Origin of the sequence: Roseateles sp., assembly GCF_036486225.1 — a bacterium.
GTDB lineage: Bacteria > Pseudomonadota > Gammaproteobacteria > Burkholderiales > Burkholderiaceae_C > Roseateles.
The window spans coordinates 1-14,619 of sequence record NZ_DASVNZ010000148.1 but is presented as its reverse complement, the minus strand read 5'-3'; the positions used below and the strand labels follow the sequence as shown (position 1 = coordinate 14,619).

Sequence of the window (14,619 nt, the reverse complement as noted above, 5' to 3'; positions counted from 1 at the left end):
ACGGTTCGCCAGTGTCACAATCCATCGATAAGCTCGCCGGCCCTCGGCGGACCGTCCACCCGACGATGTCCGCCGCGGACCGCAGAACCACCCTCCCCGAGCATCGGAGACCCATGAAGCACCTCCCGACTTCCCTGTTGGCCACCTCGGCCGTCGCGCTCGCCGCGCTGATCGCTCCCGCCGCCGCGTCGGCGCAGACCGAGATCCAGTGGTGGCACTCGATGGGCGGCGCCCTCGGCGACTGGGTCAACGACCTGGCCAAGGACTTCAACGCCAGCCAGAAGGACTACAAGATCGTCCCGACCTACAAGGGCAGCTACGACGAGTCCATGGCCGGCGCGATCGCCGCCTTCCGCGCCGGCAACGCGCCGCACATCCTGCAGGTCTTCGAGGTCGGCACCGCCACCATGATGGCCAGCAAGGGCGCGATCGTGCCGGTGGGCCAGGTCATGCAGCAGGCCGGCGTCAAGTTCGACAACGCCGCCTACGTGCCCGCCGTCGCCGGCTACTACACCGCGCCCAACGGACAGATGCTGAGCTTCCCGTTCAACAGCTCGACGACCGTCTTCCACTACAACAAGGACGCGTTCAAGGCCGCCGGCCTGGACCCCGAGAAGCCGCCCACCTCCTGGCCGGAAGTCGCCGCCGCCGCAGCCAAGCTGAAGGCTTCCGGCTCCAAGTGCCCGTTCACCACGAGCTGGGTCAGCTGGACGCAGCTGGAGAGCTTCTCCGCCTGGCACAACGTCGAGTACGCGACCAAGAACAACGGCTTCGGCGGCCTGGACACGCGCCTGGCGTTCAACACGCCGCTGCACGTGCGCCACATCGAGAACCTGGCCAACATGGCCAAGCAGGGCCTGTTCGTCTACAAGGGCCGCGGCAACAGCGCCGACTCGAGCTACTTCTCCGGCGAGTGCGCCATGATGACCGGCTCCTCCGGCCTCTACGCCAACGTCAAGAAGAGCGCCAAGTTCAACTTCGGCATCTCGACGCTGCCCTACTACCCCGACGTGCCGGGCGCGCCGCAGAACACCGTCATCGGCGGCGCCAGCCTGTGGGTGATGTCGGGCAAGAAGCCCGCGGAGTACAAAGGCGTGGCCGCGTTCTTCCAGTACCTGGCGCAGGCGCAGGTCGCGTCCGAGAGCCACAAGCGCACCGGCTACCTGCCCGTCACCAAGGCGGCCTATGAGCTGACCGAGAAGAGCGGCTTCTACAAGCAGAACCCCGGCACCGATGTCGCCGTGCAGCAGATGATCCGCAAGACGACGGACAAGTCGCGCGGCGTGCGCCTGGGCAACTTCGCGCAGATCCGCACCGTCATCGACGAGGAACTGGAACAGGTCTGGGCCGGCAAGAAGCAGCCCAAGGAAGGCCTGGACGCCGCGGTCAAGCGCGGCAATGAGCTGCTGGAACGCTTCCAGAAGGCCAACAAGTCCTGACCCCAGGTTGACGCACCGGAGCGGCCCCGCCGCTCCGGGTCCGTCCCTCCCGGTCCTCTCCCTTCCCTCCTTCGGCGCCGACTCCGGATGTCCCAACAGAAACGCGTGGTGTTCCGATCGCGCTGGCTGCCCTGGCTGCTGCTGGCGCCGCAGGCGCTGGTGATCGGCGTGTTCTTCTTCTGGCCGGCGGCCCAGGCGCTGCTGCAGAGCCTGCAGCAGCAGGACGCCTTCGGCCTGTCGACCGAGTGGGTCGGCCTGGACAACTTCCGGACCCTGTTCAACGACGACAGCTACCTCGCCTCGTTCAAGACGACGGCGGTGTTCTCGCTGCTCGTGGCGGTGCTCGGACTGGCGGTCTCGCTGCTGCTGGCCACGATGGCCAACCGCGTCGTGCGCGGCGCGCCGGTCTACAAAACGCTGCTGATCTGGCCCTACGCCGTCGCCCCGGCGATCGCGGGCGTGCTGTGGCTGTTCATGTTCGCGCCGTCCATCGGCGTCGTCTCCTACGGCCTGCAGCGCCTGGGCGTCGACTGGAACCACCTGCTCAACGCCGATCACGCGATGATCCTGGTCGTCATGGCCGCCGTGTGGAAGCAGGTCTCCTACAACTTCCTGTTCTTCCTGGCCGGCCTGCAATCCATCCCCAAGTCGCTGCTGGAGGCTGCCGCCATCGACGGCGCCGGCCCGTGGCGGCGGTTCTGGACGATCACCTTCCCGCTGTTGTCGCCGACCTCGTTCTTCCTGCTGGTGATCAACGTCGTGTACGCGTTCTTCGACACCTTCGGCATCATCGACGCGGCCACCCACGGCGGCCCCGGCAAGGACACGGCGATCCTGGTCTACAAGGTCTATTACGACGGCTTCAAGGCGCTGGACCTGGGCGGCTCGGCCGCGCAGAGCGTGGTGCTGATGGTCATCGTGGTCACGCTGACGGTGCTGCAGTTCCGCTTCGTCGAAAAGAAAGTGCAGTACTGAATGGTCGAGCGCCGCCCCGCCCTGACGATGCTGTCGCACCTGATCCTGGTGCTCGGCGTGCTGATCGTCGCCTTCCCGCTCTACATCGCGTTCGTCGCCTCGACGCACACCGCCAACGAGATCGTCCAGGCGCCGATGCCGATGCTCCCGGGCGCGCATTTCCTGGACAACTACGCCTCGGCGCTGTTCGGCAACACCGGCGGCGGCTCCAAGGCGCCGGTCGGCCAGATGATGTGGATCAGCTTCGTCTCCGCGATGGTCATCGCGGTGGGCAAGATCGCGATCTCACTGCTGTCGGCCTTCGCGATCGTCTACTTCCGCTTCCCGGCGCGCAACTTCTTCTTCTGGGCCATCTTCGTCACGCTGATGCTGCCGGTGGAAGTGCGCATCGGGCCGACCTACCAGGTCGTCTCCGACCTGAAGATGCTCAACAGCTACGCCGGCCTGACGGTGCCGCTGATCGCTTCGGCGACCGCGACCTTCCTGTTCCGGCAGTTCTTCCTGACGATCCCCGACGAGCTGGTCGAAGCCTCGCGCATCGACGGCGCCGGGCCGCTGCGCTTCTTCCGCGACGTGCTGCTGCCCTTGTCGAAGACCAGCATCGCGGCGCTCTTCGTCATCCAGTTCATCTACGGCTGGAACCAGTACCTGTGGCCGCTGCTGGTCACCACCGACGAGAGCATGTACCCCGTCGTCATCGGCATCAAGCGCATGATCAGCGGCGGCGACGCGGCCAACGACTGGAACATCATCATGGCCACGGCCCTGCTGGCGATGATCCCGCCGGCGCTGGTCGTCGTGCTGATGCAGCGCTGGTTCGTCAAGGGCCTGGTGGACGCCGAAAAGTAAAACGAGAGAAGACTCCGATGGCAAGCATCTCCCTGCGCAACGTCGTCAAGCAGTACGGCTCAGGCGCCAAGGCCAACCCCGTCATCCACGGCGTCAACGCCGAGATCCGGGACGGCGAATTCGTCGTCATCGTCGGTCCCTCGGGCTGCGGCAAGTCCACGCTGCTGCGCATGGTCGCCGGCCTGGAGGAGATCAGCGGCGGCGAGATCGCCATCGGCGAGCGCGTCGTCAACGAGATCGAGCCCGCCGACCGCGACATTGCGATGGTGTTCCAGAACTACGCGCTCTACCCGCACATGAGCGTGTACGAGAACATGGCCTACGGGCTGAAGATCCGCAAGCTGTCCGAGGTCCAGATCCGCGAGCGCGTCGACAAGGCCGCGCGCATCCTGGAGCTCGCCCACCTGCTGCAGCGCAAGCCGCGCGAGCTGTCCGGCGGCCAGCGCCAGCGCGTGGCGATGGGCCGCGCGATCGTGCGCGACCCTCAGGTCTTCCTGTTCGACGAGCCGCTGTCCAACCTCGACGCCAAGCTGCGCGTGCAGACCCGGCTCGAGATCCAGAAGCTGCATCGCGAACTTGGGGTGACCTCGCTGTTCGTCACGCACGACCAGGTCGAGGCGATGACGCTGGCGCAACGCATCGTCGTCATGAACGGCGGTCGCATGGAACAGTTCGGCACGCCCGAGGAGGTCTACGGCCGCCCAGCGACGACCTTCGTGGCGAGCTTCATCGGCTCGCCGGCGATGAACCTGCTGAAGGGTAGCGTCGAGGGCAGCCGCTTCTTCATCGGCAATGCGGCCCTGCCGCTGCCGCAACCGGCGCCGCGCGAGGGCGAATTGATCCTCGGTCTGCGTCCCGAGCACGCGTTGCCGCATGATGGGCAGGTCGTCGCGGGCGAGACGACCGCCTGGCCGCTGAAGGTGGAGATGGTCGAGATGCTCGGCGCGGAGCGGCTGGTGTACGGCCGGCTTGGCGACGCGGCCTTCACGCTGCGCATCGACGGGACGGACACGCCGCCGCAGCCCGGCGCGGAAGTGCTGCTGAAGGCGCCGGCCGAGCGGCTGCACTGGTTCGATCCGACGACCGGGCAGCGCGTCGACTGAGCGCGACGCCGGCCGGCATCTGTTTCGAGGATCCTCGATCAGGGAGAACGACATGACGCTCCGGACAACGACCCTGGACGACGAGAGCAACTGGCCCTGGTCGCTGCCCTTCTGGGTGGCGCACCGCGGCGCCGGCAAGCTGGCGCCGGAGAACACGCTGGCGGCCTTCCGCGAGGGCGCGCGTCACGGCTACCGCGCCTTCGAATGCGACGTGAAGCTCAGCGCCGACGGCGTGCCCTTCCTGCTGCACGACGCGACGCTGGACCGCACGACGAGCGCGCGCGGCCGCGCCGCGGACCGGACCTGGAGCGAACTGTCTCGGCTCGACGCGGGCCGCTGGCACAGCCGCGCATTCGCGGGCGAACCGCCGCCCAGCCTCGAAGCCGTCGCCGCCTTCGTGCGACGCAATCAGCATGCGCTGAACATCGAGATCAAGCCCACGCCGGGCGACGAGTTCCGCACCGGCGAAGTGGTCGGCGGCGAAGTGCTTCGCCTGTGGGAAGGATCGGCGCCGGACACGGTGCTGTTCAGCAGCTTCCAACCGGAGGCGCTGCGCGGCGCGCGCGAGACCGCGCCGCAGGTGCCGCGAGGCCTGCTGCTCGACAAGCTCGACGGCGACGGCTGGCTGCAGCTGGCGCAGTCGCTGGGTTGCCGCGCCGTCATCACGCATTACGCGCTGATGGATCAGACGCTGGTCGCGCGCCTGCACGAGGCCGAGATGAAGGCGCTGGTCTACACCGTGAACGACGCCGCGTCCGCGCAGTGGCTGATCGCCAACGGCGTCGACGGCATCATCACCGACGCGGTCGACCGGTTCAGCCCGACGGCCTGAGCCCCGGTTCAGCCGACGGTTCAGCGCGCGGGATCGATCAATTCGTTGATCGAGATCATCCCGTAGATGCAGGTGTCGCTGAGCTGACCGGCGGCGTTGAGCGCGTCGTCTCTCAGCAGCCCTTCCAGCGAGAAACCGCAGCGCTCGGCGACCGCGCGACTGGCCGCGTTGCGCGAATCGGTGCGGATCTCCAGCCGTCTCGCGCGCAGCGGGCCGAAGGCCATCCGCGCCAGCGCAACCACCGCTTCGGACACCAGCCCGCGCCCGGTGTGCGCCGGCCCTATCCAGTAGCCGAGCTCGTAGCGGCGGACCTTCCATTCCAGCGTATGCAGGCCCGCGCCGCCGATCAGGCGGCCCGGGCTGCCATCCGGCTCGCGCTCGTGCAGGTAGTACGCCAGATGCTGCCGTTGCAGGAACTGCGCCTGCATCCGGCGCGCGACCGCCTCGGACTGCTCGACGCTAGGCGTCTCGTGCGCCCACGGCATCCAGGGCTTGAGATGCTCCTGGGCGTCGAGGACCGCGCGATTGAGGACCGGCCCGAGGCCCGGCCGCGGCGCCAGCAGCACCAGACGGGCGGTCTCCAGGCGCTCGGGGACGTCGATGAGGATGGGGTCGTCGGCAGGCATGACTCTCATGGTCGGTGAAGGCGTCTTCAGTTGCCGTTGACCGGCTGCAGGTTCGTGCCGCCCGCCTGACTCACAGGAGGGAGGCCCGGCATCGCTTCGACACCCAGCGGAGGATCTTCCTCCTCGACCTTGGGCAGTACCTTCACCGAGCGGATGGCCTGGACCTGCCAGGCCAGCACCGCCAGCAGCACCGCGCCCACGCCCGCGAAGGCCAGCGCGGCGCGCAGGCTGACGTGTTCGCCGAGCCAGCCGCCGATCAGCGCGCCGGGTCCGGCGGGGATCAGGATCAGCCAGCGCATCGTGCTGGTCATGCGACCCAGCAGCGGCCCCGGCGTCACCGCCTGCCGCAGCGACAGGAAGTTGATGAAGATGAACACCGCGCCGACGCCGAACATGAACAGCGTGAAAGCGAAGGCCGCGACGCCCCAGGCATTGGCCGGCGCAGCGCACAGCGCCGCCCAGCCGACGCCGCACAGCGCGAAGCCGCTGACCAGACAGGGCCCGGGACCGAGACGCGCGCTGACGCGGTGGCCGATGGCGCTGGCCAGCACCGTGCCGGCGCCCAGCGCGATGTAGGACAGCCCGACGCTCTGCGCCGAGAGCCCGAGCACGCGCGTCGCGAAGAGGATCTGCACGACCTGCGCCGCCTGGTTGAACATCTGCCAGCCGCCGACCGCGCAGGCCAGCGCGACCAGCATGGGCTTGCCGCGGACGAAGTCGACGCCGGCCTTCAGGTCGCGCCAGAAATGCGCGCCGTCCAGGCGATGCAGGGTCTCGTTGACCTTGACGCCGCGCAGGATCGCCGCCGAGGCGATCAGAAGCAGTGCGTCGACCGCCAGCGCCAGCGGTGCGCCGACCAGCTTGATCAGCGCGCCCGCGACGCCGGGGCCGGCGACTTCCGCACCGGAGGACGCGAGCGCATTCTTCGCATGCGCCTCGACCAGCCGGTCACGGCTCACCACCTGCGTCAGCACGATCTGGGAGGCGCTGCCCGCGATCGTGTACACGGTGCCGAGCAGGAAACCGACGAAGTACAGCCAGGGCATGCCCAGCCAGCCCATCCAGTGGGCGATCGGCACGCTGGCCACGGCGACAGCCAGCGTGAGCTCGCCGACGATGTAGACCGGCAGCTTGCGCACGCGGTCCAGCCAGACGCCGGCGGGCAGCGAGAACAGCACGAAGGGCGCGAGCTCCATCGCCGTCAGCACGCCCATCTGCGTGGGCGAGGCGTGCAGCAGCACCGCCGCGGTCAGCGGCAGCGCCAACAGCGTGATCTGCCCGCCGAGCGAGCTGATCAGGATCGACGTCCAGAGGCGCCGGTAGACGAGGTTGCGCAGCAGATCGCCGGCGGGGAGCTGGATGAGATCCAGCAGGCGGTCGAGCAGACGGTCGACCCACGTGGTTGTCCTGTTGGGCAACATGATGAACTCCGGATGCGGTCCGCGCGGGGCGTCGTGCGCCGGTTGCGGACCGGGCGGGCGGGACGCCGTGGGCGTCGGGCTCGCGGAAAGCCAAGGACCTGGGAGGCCGGCAGCATCGTGCCGGCGGGCGCCGTGAAGGCGCTACGGTCGTCGCGCCCAGCCGGCCTGGCCAAGCGCGCGCACCGACGCCAGGGCGTCGTTTTTGGTGCGGTCGAGCAGCTTGGTCATGGGTCGGCTCCGATCGTGGATCGTGGCGTGAGAGCTTCCGGGGAGGAAGAAGGCGCCGATGCTATCAGCGCCCTCGTGTCATCGACAAGTGAGGAAAGGCAGGGGACTCACCAGCCGGCCGCCGCGCCGTCGCGCCGCGGATCGCTCGCGGCGACATAGCCTTCCACCGCCGGATCGCCGAGGCGCCAGATGAACTGGCCCGCGCCGAAGTCCTGGTAGCTGTCGTTGATCTCGGCGATCTGGTGGCCGAGCGCGCGCAGTCCGGCGACCGCCTCGGGATTCATCGTCGACTCGACGTTGATCGACAGCCCCGCGTTGTAGCGCCAGCGCGGCGCGTCGCAGGCGGCCTGCGGATGCTGCCGGTGGTCGACCATGCGGACCAGCGTCTGCAGATGGCCCTGCGGTTGCATGTTGGCGCCCATCACGCCGTAGCTCATCTGCGGTTGACCGTCCTTCATCAGGAAAGCCGGGATGATGGTGTGGAACGGCCGCTTGCCCGGCGCGACGACATTGGCGTGGCCCGCCTCGCGCGTGAAGCCGTGACCGCGGTTCTGCAGCGACAGGCCGTAGCCCGGCACAACGACGCCCGAGCCGAAGCCGTGGTAGTTGCTCTGGATGAAGCTGACCATCATGCCGTTCTCGTCGGCGGCGGTCAGATAGATGGTGCCGCCCTTGACCGGATTGCCGGCCTGGAAGTCCTGGGCGCGGCGACGGTCGATGAGCTTCGCTCGCTCGGCCAGATAGGCCGGATCCAGCAGCTCCGCGGCCTGGACCTCCATCGTGCGCGCGTCGCTGACGTAGCGGTAGGTGTCGGCGAAGGCGAGCTTCATCGCCTCGATCTGCAGGTGATGCGATTCAGCGCTGTCCACCGGCAGCGAGGCGATGTCGAACTGCTTGAGGATGCCCAGCGCGATCAGCGCCGCGATGCCCTGCCCGTTCGGCGGGATCTCGTGCAGCGTGTGGCCGGCGTAGTCCATCGAGATCGTGTCCACCCATTCCGGCGCATAGGCGGCGAAGTCGGCGGCGGTGATCGCGCCGCCGGTCTCGCGCGCGAAGGCGGCGGTGGCTTCGGCGATCTCGCCGCGGTAGAAGGCCTCGCCCTTCGTCTCGGCGATCAGGCGCAGCGTGCGCGCGGCCGCGGCGAAGCGGAACACCTCGCCCACTTCCGGCGCGCGGCCCTTCGGCAGGAAAGCCTCGGCGAAGCCCGGCTGCGACACGAGGTCCTCGACTTTCGACGCCAGCCGCCACTTGCCCTGCACGATCACCGGCACGGCGTAGCCGCGCTCCGCGATCTCGATCGCCGGCGCCATCAGGTCGGCGAAAGGCAGCTTGCCGTAGCGCTCGCTGAGCGCGACCCAGCCGCCTACCGCGCCCGGCAGCGTCACGGCGTCCCAGCCGCGCAATGGCAGTGAAGCGCCGACACCGTGCTTGCGGTCGAAGTATTCCGGCGTCCACGCCTGCGGCGCGATGCCGGAGGCGTTCAGGCCTTGCAAGGTCTTGCCGTCCCAGACGATCGCGAAGGCGTCCGAACCCAGGCCGTTGCTGCAGGGCTCCAGCAGCGTCATGCACGCGGCGGTCGCGATCGCCGCGTCCACCGCATTGCCGCCCTGGCCGAGGATGCGCAGTCCGGCCTGCGCGGCCTGCGGATGCGAGGTCGACACGACGTTGCGCGCGAAGACCGGGCTGCGCTGGCTCGCGTAGCCGCGGGTCCAGTCGAAGGCGTGGTGGGGGGCGGTCATCGGCGTCTCCTGAAGGCGTGCGCGGCATCTTGCCCGATGGCCTGCGCGGGCGACAGCGCACAAGACCTGACGCGTGAAGGACCCGTGCGGATTGCGTAACCCATTGCAAAGCAGCGTCGGGCTGTCAACACAAGGTGTCGCCGCGTCGTTGTCTGCTCACCTTGTTCAACCCGCTGGAGAAACCAGATGCAAGCCTTCAAGACCATCAAGACCCTGGCCCTGATCCCCGCCCTGCTGATTGCCGGCGCCGCGATGGCCCAAGGCACCGCCACCCCGGCAGCGCCCGCGACCCAAGCCGCTCCGGCAGCGATGGCCGCCCCGGCGTCCGACGCCAAGGCTGAGCACAAGGGTGCCAAGCATCACAAGGCCGCCGGCGACAAGACCGCCGCGCACAAGGCCGGTCACAAGAAGGCCGACAAGGCTGAGAAGCCGGCCGACGGCGCCTCCGCCGCCAAGTAAACGGCGCGGAGCGCAAGGACGCGACGATCGCGTCCTCGGCGCCCAAAAAGAAACCGCAGCACCGGGCGACCGGTCTGCGGTTTTTCTTCGTCCGGATCCGTGCCCGGAGGCGGGCGATCAGGCGGCCAGTTGTGCGATCGGGATGACGCGCGAGGTGCTGGCGCAGGTCACGCCGTGAGACGCGGCGCAGTGGCGCAGCGCTTCATTGAAGACGTCGCGCGCGCAATCGTGGCAGCTGCCGCAGGCGGAGGCCACCTGGGTCTCGTCCTGGAGCACGTCGAAGTTGTGGACGCCGTCGGCCACGTTGCGGCGGATGTCGCGGTCGGAAACTCGATGACAGAGGCAGACGATCATGGCGGCGGCGAGTCAGGATGAACCTGGGATGGCCGTGATACTAGCGCAAACGCGAATTCCTCTCAATTAGATTGCAGAGCCCCTGCGGCGCGTCCGACAACTGTCGGTGAACAACGACACGGAAGATCTTCCGGCGTCACGCAGACGAAAAAAAGCCCCGCTAGGCGGGGCTCGGGGTTCCTGGCGACGGCTGGGTCCCCGGATGGGCGGGCTGGCGCTTAGCTGGCTTCGCCCATCTGGCTCTGCAGCCAGTTCTGTTCGCCGATCTGGGCGATCAGCTCGATCTGGGTTTCCAGATGGTCGATGTGCTCTTCCGTGTCGGCGAGGATCTCCTCGAGGACTTCGCGGGAGATGTAGTCGCGCACGCTCTCGCAGTAGGCGATGGCTTCCTTCAACAGCGGATGGCTGCCCATCTCGATCTTCAGGTCGCAGTGCTGGGCCTCGACCGCGTTCTCGCCGATGTAGAGCTTGCCCAGGTCCTGCAGGTTCGGCAGGCCTTCCAGCAGCAGGATGCGATCCATCAGCTTGTCGGCGTGCTTCATCTCCTCGATGGACTCGGCGTACTCGTGCTTGGCCAGGCGCTCCAGGCCCCAGCTTTTGTACATCTTGTAGTGCAGGAAGTACTGGTTGATCGCGGTCAGCTCGTTCTTCAGCTGCGCGTTCAAGTACTCGATGACCTTGGCGTCGCCCTTCATGTTCTTCTCCTGGGATTCGATGGAATTCGGTGGGATGGGCGCATTGTCCTCATCCCTACGCCGAATGGGGACAAGACCCGCCAGCCCCGCTCTGCATGCGAAGTATTCGCAGCCCGTTTCCATCGAAAAATAAATCGTCGCGATTCTTGGTTGCTATTGCGAATCGTTCTCATTAAGATGCGTCGCATGAATGCCCACCACCACCCCCATCTCGAAGCCCTGCAAGCCGTTGCGCTGGACAGCGCACGGGTCGCCGCAGGTTCGCCGCGCGAAGCGGTTCCGCTCGTCCAGCGCCGCCGCATCAGCAGCCAGGCGCTGATGGGCAACGACCGCGAGGTCGAGATCGAACACGCCGGCTCGCTCTACCGGCTGCGTGTGACGTCGCTGGGCAAGCTCATCCTGACCAAGTGATCGCGTGATCCGCTGAGCGGCGCGGCCGGCCGAGGACCGGTCCGCCCGCTCGCGATCCGCGTCCCTGCCTCCGTTTCCGTTTTCCCTTTCCACCATCCCTGAACGCCGGCCGTCCGCGAGGACCGCCCGCCCGCACCAGCCCGCGTCGTGCCAGCCCGTGCGAGATCCCAAGAACTACAAGGATTTCGTCACCATGCAACTGCGCCCGACGCCCGTCGCGCTCGCCCTGTCGTTGGCATTCCCGCTGGCTTTCGCCCAGACCGCGCCAGCGGCTCCGACCGCTGAGAACCCCCAGCAACTCGGCGAACTCACCGTCTCCGCCACCCGCACCGAACGCTCGGTCGACGCGGTGCCCAACACGGTCACCGTCAAGAACCGCAAGCAGCTCGACCGCCGCGACGCGCGTGACCTCAAGGACCTGCTGTCCGACGAGGTCGATCTCTCGGTCAAGGCGATGACGCCGCGCTTCACGGCGGCAGGCGCGTCCACGGGCCGCTCGGGCAATGAAGGCATCAACATCCGTGGCCTGGAGGGCAACCGGGTGCTGATGATGGTGGACGGCATCCGCCTGCCGCAGAGCTTCGCGTTCGGCGCGTTCGCCAGCGGCCGGGCCGACTTCGTCGACCTCAACAGCCTGGTCAGCGCCGAAGTGCTGCGCGGCCCGACCTCCACCTCCTACGGCAGCGACGGCCTGGCCGGCGCCCTGAGCCTGCGCACACTGTCGCCGGAGGACCTGCTGGTGAACGGCAAGACCTTCGCCGGCTTCGCGAAGCTGACCGGCATGAGCGTCGACGATTCCAAGCGCGCCAGCGCCGCGGTCGCCTTCGGCGCGGGCGACTGGAGCAGCCTGGTGCAGGCGACGGTCCAGCGCGGCCACGAGACGAAGAACGAGGGCGACAACAACGCGCCCAACGCCACCCGCACCAAGCCCAATCCAACCGACTTCGAGACCAACAGCGTGATGGCCAAGCTCGGTTATCGCGTGAACGCGAACCACCGGCTGATGGGCACGCTCGAATACCGCGAGCGCAAGATCGACACCAACGTGCTGACGGCGGTCACTGCGCCGCCCGCGACCGGCACGCTGCCGTCCACGGCCGTGCTGGCGCTGGACGCTCACGACAAGATGGACCGCACGCGGGTCTCGCTGGAGCACCGCTACGAGGACCTCAACGCGACCTGGCTGCAGCAGGCGACCACGCACGTCTACGTGCAGGACAGCGAGACGCGCCAGTTCTCCTTCGAGGACCGCAACACCGCCGCCGACCGCACGCGCCTGGGCACCTACAAGGAACGCGTGATCGGCCTGAGCTCGCAGGCGCAGACGCAGCTCGCGAACCAGCGCCTGAGCTACGGCGTCGACCTGAGCCGCAACACGATCGAAGGCGTGCGCGACGGCACGGTGCCGCCGGCCGGCGAGACTTTCCCGAGCAAGCCCTTCCCCGACACGAAGTACACGCTGGCCGGCGCCTTCCTGCAGGACGAGATCGAGGCGGGCGACTTCACGCTCATCCCCGCGCTGCGCTTCGAGCACTACAAGCTGTCGCCCAAGCAGAACGGCTACACGGGCCAGATCGTCTCGCTGTCGGATCAGGCGGTGACGCCGCGGGTCGGCCTGATCTGGCGCGCGACGCCCTATGTCCAGCCCTACGTCAACTGGGCGCAGGGCTTCCGCGCGCCGACGCCGGACCAGGTCAACAACGGCTTCGCCAACCCGATCCAGGGCTACCAGAGCATCGGCAATCCCGACCTGAAGGCGGAACACGCCAACAGCTGGGAACTGGGCCTGCGCGGCAAGGTGATGGACACGCTGCGCTGGCAGCTGAGCGCCTACGACAACCGCTACCGCGACTTCATCTCGCAGGAAATGGTGCGCGGCTCCTTCACGCCCGCGGATCCGGCCATCTTCCAGTACGTCAACCTGAGCCAGGCCCGCATCAAGGGCGTGGAAGCGCGCTTCGTCTGGGACGTCTCGTCGACCTTCAACGTCAACGCGTCGGTGGCGAAGTCGCGCGGCCACAGCATCGAGAACGGCGTCGAGACGCCGCTGGACAGCGTCCAGCCGCTGCGTGGAAAGATCGGCGCCCGCTACGACGCCGGCCCGTGGGGCGTCGAAGCCACCTGGCTGCACAGTTCCGGCAAGAAGCCGTCGGACGTCAGCACGGCCGGCCAGTTCACGCCGAAGAAGTACGACGTCATCGATCTCGGCGGCAACTACCGCTTCGACAAGACCTTCTCTATCTCGGCCTACGTCACCAACCTCTTCGACAAGAAGTACTGGCGTTGGAACGACGTCACTGGCATCAGCACGGCCACGCCCGCGGCCCTGGCCACGATCGACAGCTACACCGCCCCCGGCCGCGCCTTCCAGGTGACCTTGCGCGCCGATTTCTGACCAGGAGTTGTTCCCCATGCATGCCAGCTTCACCGCTCTGCGACAGGCCTTCGCCACGGCGCGCCAGGAGCGCAAGGCCCGCCACCGCGACATCGCCAGCGACCTGCGCATCTCCGAAGGCGAACTGCTGGCCGCGCACGTTGGTCCGTTCGCCGACGAGGAATCGCCGCTGCGCGCGCGACGTCTGCGCGCCAAGTGGCAGGACCTGATCGCCGCGCTGGAGCCGCTGGGCCCGGTCATGGCGCTGACCCGCAACGAGTCCTGCGTGCACGAGAAGGTCGGCGTCTACACCGCCGTCAGCGCGATGGGACCGCAGCGCCAGATGGGCTTGGTGCTCGGGGGCGCGATCGACCTGCGCGTCTTCTACAGCCACTGGCGCCACGGCTTCGCCGTCGCCGAGCGGCTGTCCGACGGCGCGCTGCAGCGCAGCCTACAGTTCTTCGATGCCGCCGGCCAGGCGATCCACAAGGTCTTCGTGAAGCCGGAGAGCGACCTCGCTGCGTATGAGGCGCTGGTGGAGCGCTTCCTGGCAGACGACCAGAAGCCCGGCTTCGAGCCCGGCGACGCGTGGCAGGACCCGGCCGAAGTACCGGACGCGCGCATCGACGTCGCGACCTTCCGCGGCGAGTGGGCCTCGCTTCGCGACACGCACGACTTCTTCGGGCTGCTCAAGCGTCACGGCCTGAGCCGCACGCAGGCGTTGCGCCTGGCCGAGCCGCGCTTCGCGCAGCCGCTGGCGCTGTCCAGCGCGCAGGAGCTGCTGAGCCGTGCCGCGCAGGAGAACGTCTCGATCATGGTCTTCGTCGGCAACCCCGGGATGATCCAGATCCACAGCGGTCCGGTGAACAAGGTCGCGATGATGGGCCCGTGGATCAACGTGCTGGATCCCGGCTTCAACCTGCACCTGCGCGAGGACCACATCGCCTCGGCGTGGCTGGTGCGCAAGCCGACGGTCGACGGGCTGGTGTGCTCGCTGGAACTGTTCGACGCGCAGGGCCGCACGATCGCAATGATGTTCGGCGAACGCAAGCCCGGCCAGGCCGAGCGCTGCGACTGGCGCAACCTGCTGGAGAGCCTGGTCGAAGGCGCGCCG

Annotated in this window: 14 protein-coding genes; 9 read left to right on the top strand and 5 right to left on the bottom strand. The window is 68.0% G+C overall.

The features are described 5' to 3' along the window. Nucleotides 1–113 precede the first annotated feature (113 nt). The 5 genes from ugpB to ugpQ all read left to right on the top strand — a co-directional run bounded on the left by ugpB (nt 114) and on the right by ugpQ (nt 5,198). Nucleotides 114–1,439, top strand: a complete 1,326-nt coding sequence (gene ugpB, locus VF536_RS10305) for a sn-glycerol-3-phosphate ABC transporter substrate-binding protein UgpB (protein ID WP_331614752.1) — start codon at nt 114–116, stop codon at nt 1,437–1,439. Between the two features lie 87 nt (nt 1,440–1,526). Continuing rightward, nucleotides 1,527–2,414, top strand: a complete 888-nt coding sequence (gene ugpA, locus VF536_RS10300) for a sn-glycerol-3-phosphate ABC transporter permease UgpA (RefSeq protein WP_331614751.1) — start codon at nt 1,527–1,529, stop codon at nt 2,412–2,414. Then, on the top strand, nt 2,415–3,263 hold the full coding sequence (ugpE, locus tag VF536_RS10295) for a sn-glycerol-3-phosphate ABC transporter permease UgpE (RefSeq protein WP_331614750.1): 849 nt from the start codon (nt 2,415–2,417) through the stop codon (nt 3,261–3,263). A gap of 17 nt (nt 3,264–3,280) precedes the next feature. Continuing rightward, nucleotides 3,281–4,366 (top strand): sn-glycerol-3-phosphate import ATP-binding protein UgpC, encoded by a 1,086-nt coding sequence (locus VF536_RS10290; protein ID WP_331614749.1) that lies wholly within the window; start codon nt 3,281–3,283, stop codon nt 4,364–4,366. A 52-nt stretch (nt 4,367–4,418) separates the two neighbouring features. Continuing rightward, a complete protein-coding gene (gene ugpQ, locus VF536_RS10285) occupies nt 4,419–5,198 on the top strand; it encodes a glycerophosphodiester phosphodiesterase (protein ID WP_331614748.1) in 780 nt (259 codons plus the stop codon). 20 nt (nt 5,199–5,218) lie between these two features. Here the strand turns inward: ugpQ and VF536_RS10280 are convergent, their stop codons facing one another. From VF536_RS10280 to VF536_RS10270, 3 genes are all read right to left on the bottom strand, one after another. Continuing rightward, on the bottom strand, nt 5,219–5,824 hold the full coding sequence (locus VF536_RS10280; RefSeq protein ID WP_331614747.1) for a GNAT family protein: 606 nt from the start codon (nt 5,822–5,824) through the stop codon (nt 5,219–5,221). 26 nt (nt 5,825–5,850) lie between these two features. Further along, complete coding sequence (locus VF536_RS10275; RefSeq protein WP_331614746.1) at nt 5,851–7,245, bottom strand: MFS transporter; 1,395 nt, start codon at nt 7,243–7,245, stop codon at nt 5,851–5,853. 335 nt (nt 7,246–7,580) lie between these two features. After that, nucleotides 7,581–9,212, bottom strand: coding sequence for a gamma-glutamyltransferase family protein (locus tag VF536_RS10270; protein ID WP_331614744.1), 1,632 nt, complete (start codon nt 9,210–9,212; stop codon nt 7,581–7,583). A 186-nt stretch (nt 9,213–9,398) separates the two neighbouring features. Here VF536_RS10270 and VF536_RS10265 point away from each other — a divergent pair, with 186 nt between their 5' ends. Next, nucleotides 9,399–9,671, top strand: a complete 273-nt coding sequence (locus VF536_RS10265; RefSeq protein WP_331614743.1) for a hypothetical protein — start codon at nt 9,399–9,401, stop codon at nt 9,669–9,671. A gap of 117 nt (nt 9,672–9,788) precedes the next feature. Here VF536_RS10265 and VF536_RS10260 read toward each other — a convergent pair whose 3' ends face one another. Beyond that, complete coding sequence (locus tag VF536_RS10260; RefSeq protein ID WP_331614742.1) at nt 9,789–10,025, bottom strand: (2Fe-2S)-binding protein; 237 nt, start codon at nt 10,023–10,025, stop codon at nt 9,789–9,791. A gap of 218 nt (nt 10,026–10,243) precedes the next feature. Beyond that, nucleotides 10,244–10,720 carry a bacterioferritin gene (gene bfr / locus VF536_RS10255; RefSeq protein WP_067277196.1) on the bottom strand — a complete coding sequence of 159 codons (477 nt, stop codon included), beginning with the start codon at nt 10,718–10,720 and terminating at the stop codon, nt 10,244–10,246. 186 nt (nt 10,721–10,906) lie between these two features. Between bfr and hemP the strand changes: the two genes are divergently transcribed. From hemP to VF536_RS10240, 3 genes are all read left to right on the top strand, one after another. Further along, nucleotides 10,907–11,131 carry a hemin uptake protein HemP gene (gene hemP, locus VF536_RS10250; protein ID WP_067277199.1) on the top strand — a complete coding sequence of 75 codons (225 nt, stop codon included), beginning with the start codon at nt 10,907–10,909 and terminating at the stop codon, nt 11,129–11,131. Between the two features lie 193 nt (nt 11,132–11,324). Next, nucleotides 11,325–13,526, top strand: coding sequence for a TonB-dependent hemoglobin/transferrin/lactoferrin family receptor (locus VF536_RS10245; RefSeq protein ID WP_331614741.1), 2,202 nt, complete (start codon nt 11,325–11,327; stop codon nt 13,524–13,526). A gap of 16 nt (nt 13,527–13,542) precedes the next feature. Next, nucleotides 13,543–14,619, top strand: a 1,077-nt coding sequence (locus VF536_RS10240) for a hemin-degrading factor (RefSeq protein ID WP_331614739.1), incomplete at its 3' end; no start/stop codon positions are given.

Excerpts from the sequence above, each read along its gene's own strand:
- VF536_RS10270 (WP_331614744.1), bottom strand. The coding sequence starts at position 9,212 with ATGACCGCCCCCCACCACGCCTTCGACTGGACCCGCGGCTACGCGAGC.
- VF536_RS10265 (WP_331614743.1), top strand. The coding sequence starts at position 9,399 with ATGCAAGCCTTCAAGACCATCAAGACCCTGGCCCTGATCCCCGCCCTG.
- VF536_RS10280 (WP_331614747.1), bottom strand. The coding sequence starts at position 5,824 with ATGCCTGCCGACGACCCCATCCTCATCGACGTCCCCGAGCGCCTGGAG.
- ugpB (WP_331614752.1), top strand. The coding sequence starts at position 114 with ATGAAGCACCTCCCGACTTCCCTGTTGGCCACCTCGGCCGTCGCGCTC.
- ugpA (WP_331614751.1), top strand. The coding sequence starts at position 1,527 with ATGTCCCAACAGAAACGCGTGGTGTTCCGATCGCGCTGGCTGCCCTGG.
- hemP (WP_067277199.1), top strand. The coding sequence starts at position 10,907 with ATGAATGCCCACCACCACCCCCATCTCGAAGCCCTGCAAGCCGTTGCG.
- bfr (WP_067277196.1), bottom strand. The coding sequence starts at position 10,720 with ATGAAGGGCGACGCCAAGGTCATCGAGTACTTGAACGCGCAGCTGAAG.
- ugpE (WP_331614750.1), top strand. The coding sequence starts at position 2,415 with ATGGTCGAGCGCCGCCCCGCCCTGACGATGCTGTCGCACCTGATCCTG.
- VF536_RS10260 (WP_331614742.1), bottom strand. The coding sequence starts at position 10,025 with ATGATCGTCTGCCTCTGTCATCGAGTTTCCGACCGCGACATCCGCCGC.
- ugpQ (WP_331614748.1), top strand. The coding sequence starts at position 4,419 with ATGACGCTCCGGACAACGACCCTGGACGACGAGAGCAACTGGCCCTGG.
- VF536_RS10290 (WP_331614749.1), top strand. The coding sequence starts at position 3,281 with ATGGCAAGCATCTCCCTGCGCAACGTCGTCAAGCAGTACGGCTCAGGC.
- VF536_RS10245 (WP_331614741.1), top strand. The coding sequence starts at position 11,325 with ATGCAACTGCGCCCGACGCCCGTCGCGCTCGCCCTGTCGTTGGCATTC.
- VF536_RS10275 (WP_331614746.1), bottom strand. The coding sequence starts at position 7,245 with ATGTTGCCCAACAGGACAACCACGTGGGTCGACCGTCTGCTCGACCGC.